Origin of the sequence: Thermodesulfomicrobium sp. WS, assembly GCF_027925145.1 — a bacterium.
Classification (GTDB): domain Bacteria; phylum Desulfobacterota; class Desulfovibrionia; order Desulfovibrionales; family Desulfomicrobiaceae; genus Thermodesulfomicrobium.
In genome coordinates this window covers 223,954-242,588 of record NZ_AP027130.1, presented here as the reverse complement: position 1 = coordinate 242,588, position 18,635 = coordinate 223,954, and the positions used below count along the sequence as shown (strand labels likewise).

At 65.3% G+C, this 18,635-nt stretch carries 18 protein-coding genes; 9 read left to right on the top strand and 9 right to left on the bottom strand.

Translation table 11 applies throughout. The features are described from left to right. Positions 1-18: 18 nt before the first annotated feature. The 5 genes from gatA to QMF81_RS01280 all read right to left on the bottom strand — a co-directional run bounded on the left by gatA (position 19) and on the right by QMF81_RS01280 (position 6,275). A complete protein-coding gene (gene gatA, locus QMF81_RS01300; RefSeq protein ID WP_281751261.1) occupies positions 19-1,476 on the bottom strand; it encodes an Asp-tRNA(Asn)/Glu-tRNA(Gln) amidotransferase subunit GatA in 1,458 nt (485 codons plus the stop codon). A 3-nt stretch (positions 1,477-1,479) separates the two neighbouring features. Further along, a complete protein-coding gene (gene gatC, locus QMF81_RS01295; protein WP_281751259.1) occupies positions 1,480-1,767 on the bottom strand; it encodes an Asp-tRNA(Asn)/Glu-tRNA(Gln) amidotransferase subunit GatC in 288 nt (95 codons plus the stop codon). 20 nt (positions 1,768-1,787) lie between these two features. After that, the gene (locus tag QMF81_RS01290) at positions 1,788-3,533 is read right to left on the bottom strand and encodes a penicillin-binding protein activator (protein WP_281751257.1); all 1,746 of its coding nucleotides are present in this window, start codon (positions 3,531-3,533) and stop codon (positions 1,788-1,790) included. A gap of 277 nt (positions 3,534-3,810) precedes the next feature. Next, positions 3,811-5,718, bottom strand: a complete 1,908-nt coding sequence (locus QMF81_RS01285) for a DUF2207 domain-containing protein (protein ID WP_281751255.1) — start codon at positions 5,716-5,718, stop codon at positions 3,811-3,813. After that, complete coding sequence (locus QMF81_RS01280; RefSeq protein ID WP_281751254.1) at positions 5,715-6,275, bottom strand: LemA family protein; 561 nt, start codon at positions 6,273-6,275, stop codon at positions 5,715-5,717. The genes QMF81_RS01285 and QMF81_RS01280 overlap by 4 nt, the downstream gene beginning before the upstream one ends. Positions 6,276-6,461: 186 nt before the next feature. Here QMF81_RS01280 and gpmA point away from each other — a divergent pair, with 186 nt between their 5' ends. Next, positions 6,462-7,217, top strand: a complete 756-nt coding sequence (gene gpmA / locus QMF81_RS01275; protein ID WP_281751252.1) for a 2,3-diphosphoglycerate-dependent phosphoglycerate mutase — start codon at positions 6,462-6,464, stop codon at positions 7,215-7,217. A gap of 193 nt (positions 7,218-7,410) precedes the next feature. Here gpmA and dnaK read toward each other — a convergent pair whose 3' ends face one another. From dnaK to QMF81_RS01255, 4 genes are all read right to left on the bottom strand, one after another. Beyond that, complete coding sequence (dnaK, locus tag QMF81_RS01270) at positions 7,411-9,318, bottom strand: molecular chaperone DnaK (RefSeq protein ID WP_281751250.1); 1,908 nt, start codon at positions 9,316-9,318, stop codon at positions 7,411-7,413. Positions 9,319-9,423: 105 nt separating this feature from the next. Beyond that, positions 9,424-9,954 (bottom strand): DUF4340 domain-containing protein, encoded by a 531-nt coding sequence (locus QMF81_RS01265; protein WP_281751249.1) that lies wholly within the window; start codon positions 9,952-9,954, stop codon positions 9,424-9,426. A 9-nt stretch (positions 9,955-9,963) separates the two neighbouring features. Continuing rightward, positions 9,964-12,282, bottom strand: coding sequence for a Gldg family protein (locus QMF81_RS01260; protein WP_281751247.1), 2,319 nt, complete (start codon positions 12,280-12,282; stop codon positions 9,964-9,966). Further along, on the bottom strand, positions 12,275-13,225 hold the full coding sequence (locus tag QMF81_RS01255) for an ABC transporter ATP-binding protein (protein ID WP_281751245.1): 951 nt from the start codon (positions 13,223-13,225) through the stop codon (positions 12,275-12,277). The genes QMF81_RS01260 and QMF81_RS01255 overlap by 8 nt, the downstream gene beginning before the upstream one ends. 140 nt (positions 13,226-13,365) lie before the next feature. Here QMF81_RS01255 and QMF81_RS01250 point away from each other — a divergent pair, with 140 nt between their 5' ends. The 8 genes from QMF81_RS01250 to QMF81_RS01215 all read left to right on the top strand — a co-directional run bounded on the left by QMF81_RS01250 (position 13,366) and on the right by QMF81_RS01215 (position 18,583). Beyond that, positions 13,366-13,680, top strand: coding sequence for an IscA/HesB family protein (locus QMF81_RS01250; protein ID WP_281751243.1), 315 nt, complete (start codon positions 13,366-13,368; stop codon positions 13,678-13,680). Between the two features lie 141 nt (positions 13,681-13,821). Further along, positions 13,822-14,346, top strand: coding sequence for a DUF134 domain-containing protein (locus tag QMF81_RS01245; protein WP_281751241.1), 525 nt, complete (start codon positions 13,822-13,824; stop codon positions 14,344-14,346). A 48-nt stretch (positions 14,347-14,394) separates the two neighbouring features. Next, positions 14,395-15,084 carry a NifB/NifX family molybdenum-iron cluster-binding protein gene (locus tag QMF81_RS01240; RefSeq protein WP_281751239.1) on the top strand — a complete coding sequence of 230 codons (690 nt, stop codon included), beginning with the start codon at positions 14,395-14,397 and terminating at the stop codon, positions 15,082-15,084. Further along, positions 15,081-15,914 (top strand): ATP-binding protein, encoded by an 834-nt coding sequence (locus QMF81_RS01235; protein ID WP_281751237.1) that lies wholly within the window; start codon positions 15,081-15,083, stop codon positions 15,912-15,914. The genes QMF81_RS01240 and QMF81_RS01235 overlap by 4 nt, the downstream gene beginning before the upstream one ends. A 12-nt stretch (positions 15,915-15,926) precedes the next feature. After that, a complete protein-coding gene (locus QMF81_RS01230; protein ID WP_281751235.1) occupies positions 15,927-16,814 on the top strand; it encodes an ATP-binding protein in 888 nt (295 codons plus the stop codon). Continuing rightward, complete coding sequence (locus QMF81_RS01225; RefSeq protein WP_281751233.1) at positions 16,811-17,215, top strand: NifB/NifX family molybdenum-iron cluster-binding protein; 405 nt, start codon at positions 16,811-16,813, stop codon at positions 17,213-17,215. The genes QMF81_RS01230 and QMF81_RS01225 overlap by 4 nt, the downstream gene beginning before the upstream one ends. A 772-nt stretch (positions 17,216-17,987) precedes the next feature. Beyond that, complete coding sequence (locus tag QMF81_RS01220) at positions 17,988-18,269, top strand: type II toxin-antitoxin system RelE/ParE family toxin (protein ID WP_281751231.1); 282 nt, start codon at positions 17,988-17,990, stop codon at positions 18,267-18,269. A gap of 14 nt (positions 18,270-18,283) precedes the next feature. Further along, positions 18,284-18,583: a HigA family addiction module antitoxin gene (locus QMF81_RS01215; RefSeq protein ID WP_281751229.1), complete on the top strand. Its 300-nt coding sequence runs from the start codon at positions 18,284-18,286 to the stop codon at positions 18,581-18,583. The last annotated feature ends 52 nt before the right edge of the window (positions 18,584-18,635 follow it).

The following is an 18,635-nucleotide window of genomic DNA, read 5'->3' as shown; positions in this document are numbered from 1 at the left end:
GCTTCTGCCCACGGCAGGTTAGATGATCGGGGCAGGCATGGGCCCGCGGGCCGCTTCCAGGGCTGCGGCCACACGCAACAGGGTGGCTTCGTCCATGGCCCGGCCGAAGAACTGGATGCCCACGGGCATGCCCGTCTCTTGGCCCAGGGCCGCAGGGATGCAGATCCCCGGAAGTCCGCTGAGGTTGAGAGAAACTGTAAAGATGTCCGTGAGATACATCTGCAGAGGGTCTGCCGTGTTCTCCCCCATGCGAAAGGCCACGGTGGGGCAGGCCGGAGCGCAGAGCACGTCGCAGGTGTGCAGCGCGGTCACGAAGTCCTCGCGGATGCGGCGGCGTACCTGGGCGGCCTTTTTGTAGTAGGCGTCGTAGTAGCCGGCGGAAAGCACGTAGGTGCCCAGGAGGATGCGGCGGATGACCTCTTCGCCAAATCCCTGGGTGCGCGACAGGGTGAAGACCTCCTTGAGGTCCTTGGCCTCGGGGCTGCGGTACCCGTAGCGCACGCCGTCGTAGCGGGCGAGGTTGGAGCTCGCCTCGGCCATGGCCAGGATATAGTACGTGGCGATGGCGTACTTGGTGTGGGGAAGACGGACGGGCAATACTTCCGCTCCTGCCTTGCGCAGCAGATCCAGGGCGCTGTGGCAGGCGGCCCGTACTTCGTCGCTCAGGCCTTCCCCCCAATATTCTTCCGGCAGTCCCACGCGCACGCCGGCAAGGCTTCGGGGCGTGGCGGCGGCCACGTAATCGGCGGTGGCGGCGGCGCTGCTGGTGGAGTCCTTGGGGTCGTGGCCGGCGATGACGGCAAGGAGCAGGGCGGCGTCTGCCACGCTGCGGGTCATGGGTCCGGCCTGATCCAGGGAGGAGCCGTAGGCCACCAGGCCAAAGCGTGACACCCGGCCGTAGGTGGGCTTGATGCCCACGATGCCGCAAAAGGCCGCGGGCTGGCGGATGGAGCCGCCGGTATCCGTGCCGATGGAGCCGAAGCATTGCCCGGCGGCCACGCTGGCCGCAGATCCGCCGCTGGACCCTCCCGGCACTCGGCTGCGATCCCAGGGGTTGCGCGTGGGGCCGAAGGCGGAATTTTCCGTGGACGAGCCCATGGCGAACTCGTCCATGTTGGTCTTGCCGAGCAGGATGGCCCCTGCCGCGCGCAGCCGCGCCACCACCGTGGCGTCGTACGGCGGTCGGAAGCCTTGGAGGATGCGCGAGGCGCAGGTGGTGGGCATGTCCGTGGTGGCGAGCACGTCCTTGATGGTGAGGGGTACGCCCCACAAGGGCTGGGCGGGATTGGGGCCCTGACGGTCGAGCTCGCGCGCTTGGGCGCGGGCCTGGTCGGCAGCCACATGGAGCAGGGCATGGAGTTCGGGTTCCGTGGCTGTGATGCGGGCCAGGCACGCTTCGGTGACGGCCTCGGCGCGAAGCTCGCCACGGGCCAGGAGGTCGCGGACGGTGGTGAGGGAAAGGTCAGTGATGTTCATAGGCTATGCAATGACTCGCGGGACGAGGAAGTAGACCCCGTCCGTGGCCGGGGCGTTGGCGAGGATGGCCTCACGGGACGCAGTGGCGCAGGCGCAGTCGTCGCGCAGCACCGACACATGCTCCACCGGGGAGTAGAGGGGCTCGACGTCCGTGGTGTCCACCTGGTTGAGGGTGTCCATGTAGTCGAGGATGTTGCCCATCTGCTGGGCGAGATGGGCGGCGCTCTCTTCGGTGATGGCAAGGCGTGCCAGGGCGGCGATGGACTTGGCGTCGGCAGCAGTGAGGCGCATGGGGACTCCTGAAAAATGGTTTAGGATTTGGGCGGGATGTGGGCGGCGTTGCGCTTTTGGATGCGCTGGTCGCGCAGTTGGCGCAGGGCCTCCCAGTCGGGAAGTTTCAGCCCTTCGGTCGTGATCTGCATGGGGATGAGGGTTTGGTGGGCCCGGCCGGCGACGTCGAAGCGGATAGGGGCGATGGTCCAGTTCATGGCGCCTGCCGCGGCGCCCAGGGCCGCAGAAAAGCGCGCCGGGTCTCCGGTATAGGCGGGCAGACGCAGCACAAGGCGCGTGATGTCGTAGCCCAAGGCGAGCCAACCGTCGAGCGTGGTCCCCGCTGCAGCGGCCTGGGCCGCCAGGTGCTGGGCCTGTGTCGTGGCCGGGTTGAGGGCGCTGGGAAAGACCGCCAGGCGGAAGATCTCTTTTTCCAGCTCCGGCGCCTCCGCGGCCTGGCTCCAGAGCTGCGGCCCCAGGACAAGCAGGTGGCCGGCATTGTAGTAGTGGAGGAAGGCCACGATCTGCTGTGCCTTGAGCAGGGAATCGGGCACGAACAGGGCGTCGAAGGGAGGCAGCGGGTAGGCGGAGTCTTTGTCCGCAGCCCCGAGCATTCGGGCCACGATCTTGCCCCAGGCCGCAGGCTCGGCCGGGTCGTAGCTCGCAGACTGGGCGATGCGTCCGCCAGCGGCCTCCAGTGCCTGGGTAAAGAGCGGGGCCATGGCCATGCCGAAGCGGTCCTGCGGATAGAGGACCGCTGCGGCGGTGGCGCCAAAAAGTTCCATGGCCTGCACGAGGGCCTGCGCCTGATCTTCAGGGCTGGCGAGCAGCCGCCAGCCGTCCTGGCCTTCTTGGGGCAAGGAGGGGAAAAAGGTGAGGAAGGCCAATTGGCGGTGCAGTCCCGCTTGGGTGACGCGGTCCCAGTCTTCCTTGCGCAAGGGGCCAGCAACGACGGCCCCGGCGGGAAGCATGCTCAGCTCTCCCAGGGCCCCGGGGGCAGCGGCGTCGATGACGCGTAGCTGCAAGGTCGTCCCTGCGGCCTTGAGTTCCGTTTCGGCAAGCTTGGCGCCCAAAAAGACGCGCCGGGAGATGGCGGCGTATGGCCCGCTTTGGGGCAGGAAAAAGACGACATCCGTGGAGAGCATCTGTCCCCCTTGCTGGGAGAGGGCCAGAAGCTGGTCCTGGAGCACGCGGGTATTCACCAGCCCCCCGCGGCTCAAGATGGTCTCCAAGGTGGGGCGTAGGGTTTCCAAGCGGCTGGGGTCTTCGGTGATCTGCGCCCGTGCCTGGGCCCAGGCGACGAGGTTCCAGGGGAAGACCAGCCAAGCGGTATTGCCGGAAAGCATGCGGTCGCGCTCGGCGGCAGGCAGGTTTTGTGCCCGGGACAAGGCCAGAGACTCCAGCGAGGCCCGGGCCGCCGCTTCGGTGGTGAGGCCGTAGAGCAACGCCAGGGTGTTCATGGCCGCCAGATACTGGCGGGTCTCCCATTGGCGCTGGAAGAGCTCCATGCCGGTGGATTCTTGGGTGGGCCAATCGGGAGCGGTGCGCAATATCGCCGCCAGCCGGTCCGCCACGGGGTCTGGTTGGCTGGGCTCGGTGATGGGCCGTTCTTGGGGGCCCGGGGGGATGGGGGCCTCGGCGCTGGGGATGCGGCGGGGGTAGGCAGGCTCGATCCGCTCTTGGGGCGGACGGGGCTCTGGCGGCTTGGAACGGATGACGGTCTTGGGCGCGCACGCCGCAAGAGCGCTGAAAAGCAGGACGACGAAGAGGATGCGGGACGTGTTCATAGGCGTTGGTTGCGGGAATGGATGGGATTTCCGCCTATAGGAAGCGGCTTTCGGGGGTGTCAAGGGAGGGCTGTCTACAAGAGTGGGGGCGAAAAGTGGATGTCCAAAAGCCCCAAAAGTGGATGTCCAAAAGCCCAAGTGGATGTCCAAAAGCCCCGAAAGCCCCATCCGAGGCTGCTTCGGCGTGGCAAGGGGGGCTGTGGTCAAGAAGCTTGATGTCGAGGTCATGGCGCTGGTGGACGGAGGGGGCTTGGTCCTTGTGCCCGCTCTGTCTTGGCTACCAGCCGCCCCCGCCGCCCCCGCCCCCGCCGCCTCCGGAAGATCCTCCGCTCATGCCCGAGGAAGACCCGGGCGCCTGTGCCGCGGCGGCGATGCTGGAGCTCAGCTCGTGGCTCAGGTTCTGGGCAAAGGAGCTGGGGGTGTGGGGATGGAAGTGGGCCCCCACATACCACGAGGGGGTGTAGCCGGCCTCTTGGAGGATGCGGGCAAAGCGGGCGCCCCAGGCGTTTTCCACCTCCAGGGCGATGGCGTAGGGGAGAAAGCGCTCGAAGAGCGCGGGCGTCTCTTCGGGCGGGTGGAGGAGTTCCAGGCGTTCCTTTTCCGCCAGGCGCAGGTACATGCGGAATCCTTCGATTGCGTCCAGGATGCGGCGGCCGGCCACCGTCGGTGCCTTGAGGAGGTGATAGAAGAGTACCGCTGCCCCCATCTGGCCGGCTAGGGCTGCTGTAGTCGGAAGCCCCACCACATTTTGGAGAAACCACAGCCCGAGGACCTCTCCGCCCAGAAACGGTATGGAAAACACGGCGAGCACCGTGGCTGCCGCCTTTTGCCGCAAAAACGGGCTCTTCCAGCCCTGCCACACCTGGCGCAGCATGGCGATGCAGCCGAAACTCCAGAAGGTGAGCCACACACAGAGGAAGAAAAAGACCGGTAACTGCGGGGTGGAGATGCCAATCACAACCATGCACATGCCGGTGATGGCGAGTCCTGGCAGCGTCCAGGCGCTGTTGGTGCGAAAATAGGCCCCGGCCAGCTCCTTTTCCAAGGCGTGCTGCAGGGCGGTGCGGGCCGCGCGCATCACCCGGTGGTCCGAGCCATCGAGGCGCACATGGCGACGGCCGCGGGCCGACAGCGCTTCCCACAGGGCGGCTTCTCCGGGGGGAAGCGCGGGGGGGACGGCCGGGGGCGTGAGCTTGATGCTGCGGGAAGAGGATCCGGCATCCTCAATGCAGAGCAGGCCGCGTACCGCGAGGTTGACGATTGCCGCGGTCATGGCGGTGGTGTCGAAGCCCAGGTGAAAGAGCATGCGCACCATGGCTGGCGAGAACCCTTGGGGCGGATCGAAGCGCGGGATGATGACTCCTGGCGCGGGGTCCCTGCCCACCCGTATCCAGGCAAAAACGTAGTATCCCAAGGCAAGCGCGAGACCGAGGCCCGCGGCTGTTGCTGTGGGGGAGGACAGGGCCTGCGGCGCCACGAGAAAGCGCCCCAGGTCATCGAGGGACGTGGGGGCGTCGTCGGATGGGGTGACCCAACCTTTGGGCCAGGTGACCACGATGGTCAGTCCTTCTCCTGGAGCATACGGCCGGGTGCTGGCAAAAAAGATGCGGGACTCGCCGCTGGGCAGGTCGAAGCCGGCGGTGCTGCCTTGAGGACCTTCATAGGCGCGGCCGGCGAAGCTCGTAGCGCCGGGCGGGAGTTGCACGGTACCGGTGACCTGGTCCATGGGCAGACGCCAGCCATTGCCATTGACGTTCCAGTAGAGTTCGTCGTGCTCGGCAAAGAATCCCAATTGGCGGGTGGTCCGGTAGGCGATGGTGTACACATACTGGCCCGGGGCAAGGAAGACGTCTTTGGAGCCGATGAAGATGGCGACGCCGTTGTGCCGGCGTTCCACGTGGTAGGGCTCGGGATGGCCGTCGCGCAGCACGCGGATGAGTGTAAAGCCCACTTCCATGGTGCGGCCATGGGAGTCGGTGTAGCGGGTAGGAAACTCGCGCACGATGCCCCGGCGGATGGTTTCCCCCGTGGCTTGGACGGCGATAGTCTCCTCCACCGTGAGACTGGCGTCCGGGTGCACGGTGATTTCCGCGTGAAAATGGAGCACCCGCTCCTGGGCGGCCGCAGCCGTCTGGGCGCAGGCGCCCCAGACCATGAGGAGGATGAGGGCAGCCAGGTGTTTCATGACCCAAAATGCACGCGGGGCGCGCTGCGGTCCGCCGGGTCTTCCAGCTCGAAAAACGGAGCCTTGGTAAAGCCGAAGCGGCCGGCTACCAGATTGGAAGGGAAAGACTCCACGGCGATGTTGAGGTCGCGCACCGCGCCGTTGTAGTAGCGCCGGGCCAGCTGGAGCTGCTCTTCGATTTCGTTCAAGGTTGTTTGCAGGCTGAGGAAGTTTTCGTTGGCCTTGAGTTGGGGGTAGTTTTCCGCCAAGGCCAACAGGCGGCCTAAGGCTGCGGAGAGCAGCGTTTGTGTGTGCGCCGCTTCTTCCACCGTGCCGGCGGCCACGGCCTGATTGCGCAGCCGCACCACTTCGGCCAGGGTCTTTTGCTCATGTCCGGCGTAGGCCTCCACCGTGGCCACGATATTGGGGATGAGATCCGCCCGCCGCTTGAGCTGGACTTCCACCCCGCTCCAGGCCTCATCCACGATGTTTCGGCGGCGCACCAGGCCGTTGTAGATAGCAATGGCCCAGAGTGTGAGTCCCAGGCCGAGGGCGGCTAAAAGCACGAGCGGGAGCATACATCCTCCTTGGGTGTCGGAACGCAAACGTTGCTTGCCCTGTAGACAAGGCCTTGTCCGTTCGCAAGGACAAGGCGGTTTTCTGGAAGACGCGGCGAGGGGCATCCCGCGGCGCGCCATTGCCCGCACAGACAAAGATCGCTATGGTTGCGCGCAGTCTCGCGCACTTTTTTCAAGGAGTTTCTCATGCACACCATCGTTTTTGTCCGCCATGGCGAGTCCACGTGGAACAAGGAAAACCGGTTTACGGGCTGGACGGACGTGGACCTCACGGAAAAAGGCATGGCCGAGGCCCGCGAGGCGGGCCGCATGCTCAAGGCCGAAGGGTTTACCTTTGACCGTGCCTTCACCTCGGTGCTCAAGCGCGCCAACAAGACCCTCAACCTCATTTTGGAAGAGCTCGATCTCTTGTGGCTGCCGGTGGAGCACTCCTGGCGGCTCAACGAGCGCCACTACGGCGGCCTGCAGGGCCTCAACAAGGCGGAGATGGCGGCCCGATACGGCGATGAGCAGGTGCTCATCTGGCGGCGTTCCTACGATGTGCGCCCCCCGGCCCTGGCCGAGGACGACGAGCGCCTCACCTCCATGATGGCCGACCCGCGGTATGCGGCGCTGCCCAAGGCGGAGTTCCCGCGTACCGAATGCCTCAAGGATACCGTGGCCCGGGTGGTGCCGTACTGGCAGACGGTCATCGTGCCGCGGATTTTGGCGGGCGAGCGCTTGCTGGTGGCCGCCCACGGCAACAGCCTGCGCGCGCTCATCAAATACCTGGACGGTGTCTCGGACGAAGACATCGTGCGCCTCAACATCCCCACCGGTCAGCCGCTGGTCTACGAGCTCGATGAGAGCTGCCGCCCCATCCGCAGCCGCTATCTGGCCGACGAGGAGACCATCCGCGCCGCCCAGGCCGCGGTGGCCGCCCAAGGCAAGGCCGCCAAGTAGCCGATCGGACTATCTGGGATCTCGGCGTGCCTGGGCCGCGTGCCGCTGGCGGTCCAGGCGTCCACGGTTCCACCGCGTGCGCGGCGGCGCCAGTGTCTGCTGGCGGAGGACCTTGGGGATCGGAAAGGTGCAGGACGCCAAAAAGCCGGAGCGGCGAGCGCCCCGGCTTTTTGGGGAGGGAGGAGGGGGAGGATTATTTGACTTCGGTGTAATCGGCGTCGACGACGTCATCGTCGTCTTTCTTGCCTGCGCCGGATCCGCTGGCCTGGTTGGCGCCAGCGCCTTCCGTGGAGCCGCCGGCCTTTTGGGCGTAGAGCTGTTCCGCCAGCTTGTGGGAGGCCCGGGCCAGGTCGTCGGCGGCGCGGGAAATGGCTTCGGCGTCATCGCCCTGCATGACCTTCTTGAGCGCCTCCACCTTGGATTCGATGTCCGCCCGCAAGGCCGCATCCACCTTGTCGCCCAAGTCCCGCAGGCTCTTTTCCGTGGTGTAGATGAGGGTGTCGGCACTGTTGCGGGTCTCGATGAGCTTCTGCTTGCGCTTGTCTTCTTCGGCGTGGGCTTCGGCCTCTTTGATGAGCCGGTTGATCTGGTCTTCCGAGAGCCCCGAAGAGGCGGTGATGCGGATGGACTGCTCCTTGCCCGTGCCCATGTCCTTGGCGGACACGTTGACGATGCCGTTGGCGTCGATGTCGAAGGTGACCTCGATCTGCGGCACGCCACGCGGCGCCGGCGGGATGCCCGTGAGCTCGAAGCGGCCCAGGGTCATGTTGTCCGCCGCCATGGGGCGTTCGCCCTGGAGCACGTGGATGGACACCGAGGGCTGGTTGTCCGCCGCGGTGGTGAACACCTGGCTCTTGCGGGTGGGGATGGTGGTGTTGCGCTCGATGAGCTTGGTGAACACCCCGCCCAAGGTCTCGATGCCAAGCGACAGGGGCGTGACGTCGAGCAGAAGCACATCCTTGACGTCACCGGCCAGGATACCGCCCTGGATGGCCGCGCCCATGGCCACCACCTCATCGGGGTTGACGCTCTTGTTGGGCTCTTTGCCGAAGAAGTCGGCCACGGTCTTTTGCACCAAGGGCATACGCGTCATGCCGCCCACGAGGATGACCTCGTCGATGTCGCTGGCCTTGAGCCCGGCGTCGGCCAGGGCCTTCTTGCACGGCTCGATGGTGCGCTTGACCAGGTGCTCGCACAAGGACTCCAGCTTGGCGCGGGAGAGCTTCATCATGAGGTGCTTGGGCCCGGACTGGTCCGCGGTGATGAACGGCAGGTTGATGTCCGTCTCCAGGGAGGAGGAGAGCTCTTTTTTGGCCTTTTCCGCCGCCTCTTTGAGGCGCTGCAAGGCCATCTTGTCCTGGGAGAGGTCGATGCCGTTTTCCCGTTTGAACTCGTTGACCAGATAGGTGATGATCTCGTGGTCGAAGTCCTCGCCGCCTAGGAAGGTGTCGCCGTTGGTGGCACGCACTTCCACGACGTTGTCGCCCACCTCCAGGATGGAGATGTCGAAGGTGCCGCCGCCCAGGTCGAAGACCGCGATCTTTTCGTTCTTCTTCTTGTCCGCGCCGTAGGCCAGAGAGGCCGCGGTGGGCTCGTTGATGATGCGCTTGACTTCGAGACCGGCGATGCGGCCCGCGTCTTTGGTGGCCTGGCGCTGGGAGTCGTTGAAATAGGCCGGCACGGTGATGACCGCCTCGGTGACCTTTTCGCCCAGATAGGCCTCGGCATCGGCCTTGAGCTTCTGGAGGATCATGGCCGAGATCTCCGGCGGGCTGTATTTCTTGTCCCCGATCTGCACGTAGGCGTCGCCGTTGGGGCCTTCCACGATTTTGTACGGGCTCTTGGCCACCCAGGCTTTGAGCTGCGGATCGTCAAGCTTGCGACCCATGAGGCGTTTGACCGCAAAGATGGTCTTTTCCGGGTTGGTGACCGCCTGGCGCTTGGCGATTTCGCCCACGAGGCGTTCTTTGTCCGTGAAAGCCACGATGGACGGCGTGGTGCGACCGCCCTCAGGATTGGTGATGCATTTGGCGTCTTTGCCCTCCATGACATAGACGCAGCTATTGGTGGTTCCCAGGTCGATGCCGATGATCTTCCCCATATGATATTCTCCTCAAAAGTGGATTTCGTGGTGCACACAAATTTCCCTTGGGAATAAACCCGCTTTGGCATTTGTAAAGGCCGAGGGTGAAGTTTTTTGCGCTCCTCATGGGGAAGACTCGGGCACTTGTGCCCAAAATTGTGGGCTCAGGGCGCGGTGCGCCCCCCCAAGGGCCCCAAAGAGCTGGCCGCCTACTGCCCAGACCTGGGGCTCCTCGGGCCGGGCCACAAAGACCACGCGAAAATCCATGCGCCCCACACGCAGGGCGTATCGGGCGCCGTCGGCGGTGGTGATGGTCAGGCGCAGGGCGTCATCGGTGAGGCCGAAGTCCTTGGGATCGCCGATTCTGGCCTCGCCGCGCAGACCCTTTACGGTCTGCAGCAGGGTGGCCACCGTGGCGTTGCTGGCGGTTTGGTTGGTCTCGACAATATACCAGCGCCCAGGCTGCCGCTCCAAGGTCAGGGTCGCGTTTTTCTGGGCAAGGGTGATGCGCTGGGCGCTCTCCACGAGATCGGCCGGCGCGAACACGGCCAAGGCGTCGGGGGCAACCACGTGGGTAGGCGGGCGGTTGCTCCACAGCGTTACCCCCAGGAGGATGGCGGCTAGCGCCGTCAGCGTGGCAAGGATGCGGGACATGGCTCCTCCTTAAGTGAGGGATTGGCGTTCTTGGGCGCGGCGGCGAAGCCCCAGCATGAGGCCTGCGCCGAGCACCAGGAGCGGCACTGCGGCGTGGAGCGCGAGCTTCCATGCCAGGGCCGCCTGGGGAGCAAGGGGCGGCAGCACCCGTGAGGGGATCTCCTTGGGTCGGATGTGCAGGAGATCTTCGCCAAAGATCATGCCGTCGAGGGCGGCAAAGAGGAGCTCGGCGTTGGTGGAGACCAGGCCGTCGGCAAACATGCTGGAGCACCCGGTGATCAGCAGTTCCCCCGGTGCAGGCGTCCACGGTTCCACCGCGTGCGCGGTGGCGCCAGCGTCTGCTGGCGGCGGGCCTTGGGGAGCGGGGAACTCGCCGGCAAGGCGCACCAAGACGGGAAAGCTGCGGCGGCCGGCATCCGGCGGGGTGATGGATTGGGGGGTGAGCGTCGTTTCCTGCGGGATGGTCCACGCCTGGGGCGAGGTCCAGGCCAGCGGGGTGCGGGTGATCTGGGTGGCGTTGGTGTCGGTGAGCTCCAGGGCGCTGCCCCAAAGATAGACGAGGTTGTCCACCCGCAGGAGCATGGGGTCTGGGGCCATGTGCTGGCGGGTGACGAGGATGTGGGTGGGGAGTTTGAGGGTCATGCCGCCGCCGGTGAGCTGGTCCCAGGGGTTGGTGGCCACCCGTACGGCGATGGATTGTTCGTCCATGAGGATGCCCGGGACAAGGCGCACCCCGTACGGGGCAAGCCAGGCTTCGACGGTGGAACCCAGCGGAAGACGCACGGCGGAAAGCCGCCCCAGGGCCTGGGAGTAGTCCCAGGTCTCCTGCTGTACGGCAAGGAAGATCCGGGCCCCCTGGGCCAGGGCGCGAGCCAGTTGGTAGCGCGCTTTGTCCGAGAGCTGGGGCTGCACGAGCACGATGGCGTCCGCCTGGGGCAAGGGCTCTTCGAGGGACACGGGGCGCACGGTATAGCCTTCGCGCTCGAGCATGCGGGATAACTCGGTGAATTGTCCCGGCCCGCTGGCCACGGCCACGGTGGGCGGCGTGGCGCGGGCAAGACGCAGGGCCGTGGAGGCGATGAGGTATTCCAGTTCTCCCAAGGTGTTGGGCACGACGGCGGGCAGGATTTCTTCGGGCTTGTCGCGGTAGGCGATGCCGATGCTCGTGTAGACGAGTTCGCTCACCGTGCCGGTCTGGCGCACTGCGGCCACGGAGATGGGCTGCACCCCTTTGGCGAGCATCTGGCGCTCCAGGTCGCTTGCCTGGGCGCTGTCGGCCACCACGTTGGCGGCCTGGAGATAGACCCGCCGCAGCACCATCTTGTCCGGCGCCTGGGCGCTCATGGCCTCCAAGCGGTCCATGACGTCACGCTCCAAGCTCTTGAGTTCCGTGGGCATCTGGGCCGCTGGGGTGACGTAGTAGGTGACCTGGATGGGGGCCGGAAGGTTTTGGAGGATGCGGGCGGTGGCTGGCGAGAGGCTGTGGATTTTGCCTTGGGTGAGGTCGAGGCGCGGCAGCCGTGCTTGGGAAAGGAGATGGGTGCTCAGGGCGCCGATGGTGATGCAGAGGATCACGGCAGCGGCAAAGCGGAGGCGAAAGCCTTGCTGGCCGCGGTGCTCCAGCGCCAGGCCGTTGAGGAAGAGGAAAATGGCGGTCCACAGGAGGAAAAAGCCCACACCTTGGGCCTCCACAAGGCCGCGGACAAACGGGGCAAAGTAGGTGGCGGCCCCGAAGAGGCGGCGCAGCAGCGCCCCCAGCCCCGGGTGCCAGCCATCCAGGGCCATGGCCGCAAAGTCGGAGCCGAGGAGATAGAGCCCGAAAGCACCGCCCAGGGCGAGGACAAAGGCCGAAGTCTGGTCTGCGGCAAAGCCGGAGGCGAGCTGCCCCAAGGCGACGAACATGGCGCAAAGAAGCACGCTGCCGAGGTAGGAGGCCGCCATCTGGCCCCAATCCGGGGAACCCAGAACCCCGAACATGAGCGGGATGACCCCGGTGGACGCCAGGGCCACGAGCACGAAGACCATGGCGGCGAGAAATTTTGCCAGCACCAGGGCCGCCGGCCGCACGGGGAGCACGAGCAGGAGCTCCAGCGTGCCTTGGCTGCGCTCCCCGGCCCACAGATGCATGGTGACTGCCGGGAGAACGGCGCAGAGGACAAAAGGAAGCACCGTGAAGAAGGGGCGCATGTCCGCAGTGGGCAGGAGGAAAAACTCCGGGGCAAAGAGCCCGACGGCAAGGAGATAGAACGCCACGAGGACGATGGCCCCCATGGGGGTGGCTGTGAAGCGAAAGAGTTCGCGGCGCATGATGGTCACAAGATCACGCATGGTCGGCCTCCTCGGAGTTTTGGGCGGTGAGGCGGAAAAACAGGGTCTCCAAATCCGGGAGCGTTGCGGCAAGCTGGGTCACGGTGAGGTCGCGGGCACGAAAAGCCCGCCCCAGGGCCTGGCTGGCGGCCGAGGGGCTGTCCGTGGTGGCGTGTACTTGGGTGCTTGCGGTGGTTTCCTGGACCTCGACCTCGCAGAGCCCCGGCACTTGGGCCAGGGCCTCGCGCACGGCAGCGGCCGGGGCTTCGAGGCAGGCATGGATCACGGCCGGGACGCCGGCCTGAGCTGCAAGCTCCTCCCGGGTGCCCACGGCGCGGATGCGGCCGCCGGCGATGATGCCGATGCGGTGCCCAAGGGCCGCGGCCTCCTGGAGGATGTGGGTGGAGAAGAGCACCGCCTTGTGGGCGGCGAGCTCGGTGATCAGCGCGCGGACATGGCGGATCTGCACCGGATCGAGGCCCGTGGTGGGCTCGTCGAGGATGAGCACGTCCGGGTCGTGGATCAACGCTTGGGCGAGCCCGACGCGTTGCTGGTAGCCTTTGGAGAGCTCGCCGGTGCGCTGGCGGCGCCGGGGGGTGAGTTCGGTGCGCTCCATGGTCCAGGCAAGACGCTGGCTCAGGACCGTCCCCCGGAGCCCGCGTGCCTCGGCGGTGAAGCGGAGGAAGTCTTCCACCGCCATGAGGGGATCGATGGGCGGATGCTCGGGGAGGTAGCCGGTGTGCCGGCGGGCAAGGATGGGCGCTTTCACGGTGTCGAAGCCGCAGATGCGCGCCCAGCCGGATTTGGGCTTGAGGGCCGTGGCCAAGATGCGCAGGAACGTGGTCTTGCCCGCGCCGTTGGGTCCGAGCAGTGCGACGATTTCGCCCGGTGCGACGGTGAGGGAGGCGTCGGTGAGCGCCATGGTCGCTCCATGCGCCATGGAGAGGCGGTGGGCTTCAATCATGCTAGAAACCTCCGAACGCAGTATTTCCGAACCGGCCCCTTTAGGCATGGCCGAGGAAAAAATCTAGACCGCGGCCGTTGACTTTCCGGGGGGAGTTTTTAATCCAAGGGCATCGCCAATCAAAATTATCGGAGGATTCTATGTTTTCCCTTTCTCCCGCCGCCCAGCGGCAACTGGACCAGCACTTTGAAGGAAAAGACAAAGAGCCCATTCGGGTGTACCTCGCCGCGGGTTGTGGCGGGCCGCGTTTGGGGTTGGCCTTGGACGAGCCCAAGCCAGGAGACGCGACCTTCGAGCAGGCCGGGTATTCCTTTCTCATGGAGCAAAGCTTGTTTGATGCCGCCAAACCCGTGGAGATCGACTTCAATGACCAGTGGGGGTTTGTGGTGAAGTCGAGCATGCAGTTTCCCGAAGGCGGGGGGTGCTCCTCCTGCGGTGGAGGCTGCGGCCACTAACAGAGCGTTCGCCATTGCGTGCCGCCCTGGACAAGCCGGAGAGGTGTCTCCGGCTTGTCGCGTTTTGGAGAAGGGCGCAGGGCCCTTGACGGCGGGGCTCTTTCGTTTTATATGAAACATGTTTCAAAAAGAGGAGGAGGCATGGGTCGTCGGCGGCGGTGTCAGAGAACAGGGTTCGTGCCTGCAATGCGGCTGTTTGCCCCGTGCGGGGTCCCGGTGGGGGCGTTGCGTGGGGTGGTGGTGGCTGCTGAAGACCTCGAGGCCATGCGCCTGGTGGACGGCCTGGGGCTGACGCAAGAGGAGGCTGCAGGGCGCCTGGGCGTATCCAAGGCCACGGTGTGTCGTATGGTGGGCTCAGCGCGCTCCCAGGTGGTGCGGGCGCTGACCAGCGGCATGGCCATCCGCATTGGGAATGCCGACGAAATCCCGGCCGCGGAAGCTGCAGCGCCCCTGCGGCCGGGGAGAAAATCCGGGTGCTGCCGGAGGAGAAACGTATGTTTGGGAGCGGACGCTCAGGCAGTGGACGCGGTGGACGCGGCGGCAGAGGCGGCCAGGGCGGTCAGGGACGAGGAATCTGCCGCCGGGACGGCTCCTGCGGTGGAAGTGGGCGCGGAAGTGGTCGCGCCGGACGGCACGGGGGGAGCCCGCAGACGCCTGGGGGATTGACGGACACCGTTTCCGACAAGTAATGCTCTTTCGAGCGAAAAAAACACTATGCCGCGACCGAAGAAATGCCGGCGCGTGGAAGGGGTTCCACGCGCCCGTTCGTTCAAGCCCCAGGGCATCCCCATGCGGGATCTGGAGGAGATCTACCTGTCGCTGGACGGGTTTGAGGCCTTGCGCCTGGTGGATGTGGAGGGGGTGGATTTGGAGTCCGCCGCCCAGCGCATGGGCGTTTCCCGCCATACCGTGGGTCGGGTGCTGGCCGAAGCGCGACGCACTGTGGCCCGGGCCGTGGTGGAGGGTCTGGCGCTCACGGTGTGGGAAGGCGACGCTGCGGTGAGGCGGGTGGTGGCAGAACAGGAAAAATCCGGGGAGGGGCCGATGAAGATCGCCATCAGCAGTCAGGGACCAGGTTTGGAGAGTCGGGTGGACGCCCGTTTTGGCCGGGCAGCGGGCTTTGTGGTGGTGGATCTGGCCACCATGGCCGTGGAATATCTCGACAACGGGGCTTCTCAGGTGGCCGCCCATGGGGCGGGTATCCAGGCTGCGGATCGTGTGGCCCGCATGGGGGTGGGCGCGGTGCTCACCGGCGTGGTCGGGCCCAAGGCGTTTGCCGCCCTGCAGCAGGCGGGGATCCAGATTTTCGAAGGCGTGCAGGGCGGCACCGTGGCCGATGCCGTGGAGCGGTTTCGCGCCGGGGCGCTCACCCCTGCGGCCGCACCTTCGGGAGGTGGGCGGTGATCCTTGCGGTGGCCAGCGGTAAGGGCGGTACGGGAAAGACTTCCGTCGTCGCCGCCTTGGCTGCGGTGTGGCCTGCGGCCGCGGTGCTGGCGGATGTGGACGTCGAGGCCCCGAACCTCCACCTGTTCGTGCATCCTGTGCCGGAGTCGTCGGAGGAGGTCGGGGTGGAGACCCCGGTGGTGCGGGCGGAGCGCTGCACCGCCTGTGGGGCGTGCGCCGACTTGTGCCAATTTGGGGCCATTGCCCTGCTTGGGGGGCGGGCGCAGGTGTTCTCGGAGATGTGCCATAGTTGCGGCGGGTGCTTTCGCGTGTGTCCCGCAGACGCCTTGGCGCGGGGCAGCCGTGTGGTGGGGGAAATCACCACCGGCCGGGCGGGAAGGCATACCGTCGTCACCGGCCGCTTGCGTTTGGGCGAGGCCATGGCCCCGCCGCTGATGCGTGAGGTCCTGGCGCGGGCTATCGCCTTGGCCGCCGACCGGGATCTGCTCGTGGATGCCCCTCCAGGGGTGAGTTGCCCGGCCATGACCGCGGTGGAACAGGCGGATGCGATCCTTCTGGTCACGGAACCCACGCCGTTTGGGCTGCATGACTTCCAATTGGCGCACCAGGCCTTTGCGCCCTTGGGCAAGCCGATGGCCGTGGTGATCAACCGCGATGGCCTGGGGGATGCGCCGGTGGGGGCGTATTGCCGTACGCATCATCTGCCGGTGCTTGCCCGTATTCCATATTCTTCAGAGCTGGCAGGCATTTATGCCCGGGGTGGCTCTTTGGCCGAAGACCCTGTGGTGCGCGCCGCCATGGAAGCGCTCATAGGGGCGCTGCGCGCCTAAGGAGGGATGGGGATGCGCGAACTCATCGTTCTCAGTGGCAAGGGCGGCACCGGCAAGACCACGCTCACCGCGGCCTTGGCCCACTTGGCCGAGGGCAAGGCCGTGCTCGCGGATTTGGACGTGGACGCCGCCAATCTCCATCTCGTACTCCATGCGCACGTGCACGACCAAGAAGATTTTGTTTCCGGCCACGTGGCGCGGGTGGAGGCTTCCCAGTGCAGTGGCTGCGGGCTCTGTGCGCAGGTGTGCCGGTTTGGGGCGGTGCGGATGGGAGAAGGCGGGACGGCCATTGTGGATCCGCGCCGGTGCGAAGGCTGTAAGACCTGCGTGGCCCTCTGCCCGGAAGGGGCCATGCGCTTCGATCCCCGCTTTTGCGGGGTATGGATGCGCAGCCACACCCGCTTTGGCCCCATGGTCCATGCCCGTCTGGAGCCTGGGGGCGAGAACTCCGGCCGGTTGGTGTCCGTGGTCAAGCAGCAGGCCCGTCTGTGGGCGGCGCAGTTGGGGCGGGAACTCATCCTGGCCGACGGCGCTCCGGGCATCGGGTGCCCGGTCATTGCGTCCCTTTCTCAGGCGCATTGGGCGGTTTTGGTCACTGAGCCGAGTCCGTCCGGGCTCCATGATCTGAGGCGGGTGGCCGCGGTGTGCGCCCGGTTTCGGGTGCCGGTGGCGGTGGTGCTCAACAAGTGGGACTTGGCCCCGGATATGGCCGCTGCGGTGGAAGCCTTGTGCGCCGAACAGGGATGGATGCTCTTGGGGCGGCTGCCCCACGATACGGCGGTCCCTTGGGCCATGGCCCAGGGGATGGCGGTGACGGAGACCGACGGTCCATGGGCCCGGGCGGTACGCGCCATGTGGCCGGTACTTTTGCAGAAGATGGATTCTCAAGGAGGTATATGATGGCATCACGAGTGCGGGTGGCTGTTCCCTCGGAGCAGCCTGGTGGCATGGAGGCCGGGGTGAGCGCCCACTTCGGGCATTGCGAGCTCTATACGCTGGTGGATGTGGAAGACGGTGTGGTGGCTGCGGTGGAGACCCTGCCCAATATCCCCCACCAGGAAGGCGGGTGCTTGGCCCCGGTGCAGTATCTGGCTTCCCATGGGGTTTGCGCCTTGATTGCCGGTGGCATGGGCATGCGGCCGCTTTTGGGCTTCCAGCAAGCGGGGATCCAGGTGTTCTATGGGGCTGGCGCCCCCAGTGTCGGGGCTGCGCTACAGGCCTTTCTGGCCGGGCGGCTTCCGCAATTTTCTCCGCACAATACCTGCGGCGGGGGTGGTGGCGGCTGCGGCGGCCATCACTAACGACCGGATCCGGGGGGCCATGGCCCCCCCATTTTTGTGGCCGCCCCTGGGGGGCGTTGTCCGCGTGCCCGCCGGTGGTATGCCCGGGCGGGGTGCACATCGGCCCTTCTTGCCCGCAGGCAAACAAGCGGGTACTGTAAGGGCGGTGGTTGCTCCGCGTGGAGTGTGGTGCCCTGCCCAACATCGCTTGCACGGGCAGAGGGCTTTCGCCCCGCCCCAGGGGATTCTGCCCCGAAAGCGGGTTCTGCGCTTTGGCATTTTCCCGCCAGGTCCCCCGCCCGCCGGTGAAGCCAACCGTTGGCTGCTTCGTTGAAAATCAAATTGAGTGATTGACGTTTAGCGCATCGTGTATCGGTCTTCTCTTGGAGAAATTTCAGCAGGCCCGGCCGCTTGGGTTGAATAGCTTCCTGAACGGGGTCGCCTGGAGCGCCACCAATGGACAAATCATCGCAGCCGGAAACCACGGTGCAGCACGGGAGTCTCGGTCGCCAATGCGGTTGTACGGCTTGCTTGCCTGCCAATTTCGAGTATACTGGGAATAAACCAACCTGCGCCCCTGTTTCCCTCAGGAAAAATGATGGCCCGGCCATCATGAGAGGGTGCAGCGGACAGCGGCTTTGCCGCTTCAGGGTACGCGCCGCGAGCCAGCGAAGTTGAGTGCAGGCGAAGGTGTCTTGCCCGTCCCGCCGCTGCCGCTGAAACCAACCGTTAGCTGGCTTCGAAATCAAGTTGGGTGGTTGACGTTTGGCGCATTGCGCTATAAAATAAGAGCGTGATAAAGACTTTCAAAGATGATGAAACCCAGAAGATTTATCATCGTCAACGCTCTCGAAAGTTGCCTGCCGATATTCAGCAGGTTGCTCTGCGAAAGTTACGCATGATAAACAACGCTATTTCCATCAATGACTTGCGAGTGCCGCCTGCTAATCGCCTTGAAAAGTTGAGCGGCAATCGTGCAGGTCAATGGAGTATTCGGATAAATGACCAGTGGCGTGTTTGTTTTCGGTGGGAAGGCAGTGACGCTTACGATGTTGAGATTACGGATTATCACTAGATTGGCAGGTAAGTATGACCGATAAATTAAAGCCCGTTCATCCTGGTGAAGTGTTACTAGAAGAATTCCTGAAGCCGATGAATCTGAGCCAGAATCGCTTGGCTATCGATATAGGAGTTGATGCACGGCGTATCAATGAAATTGTGATGGGGAAACGAAGTGTTACAGCAGATACCGCCTTGCGTTTGTCTCGCTATTTTGGTACGTCCCCGCAATTCTGGCTTGGCTTGCAGGCAGAGTATGATTTGGATGTAACTCTCGATTCTTTGGGCGATCGCCTGGAGCGAGAAGTAAGACCCCGCGTGCCAGCGTAGTTCTTTCCAAATCAACGGTTTAAGCAAAAACGCCGCCCAACACCGTCCTGGG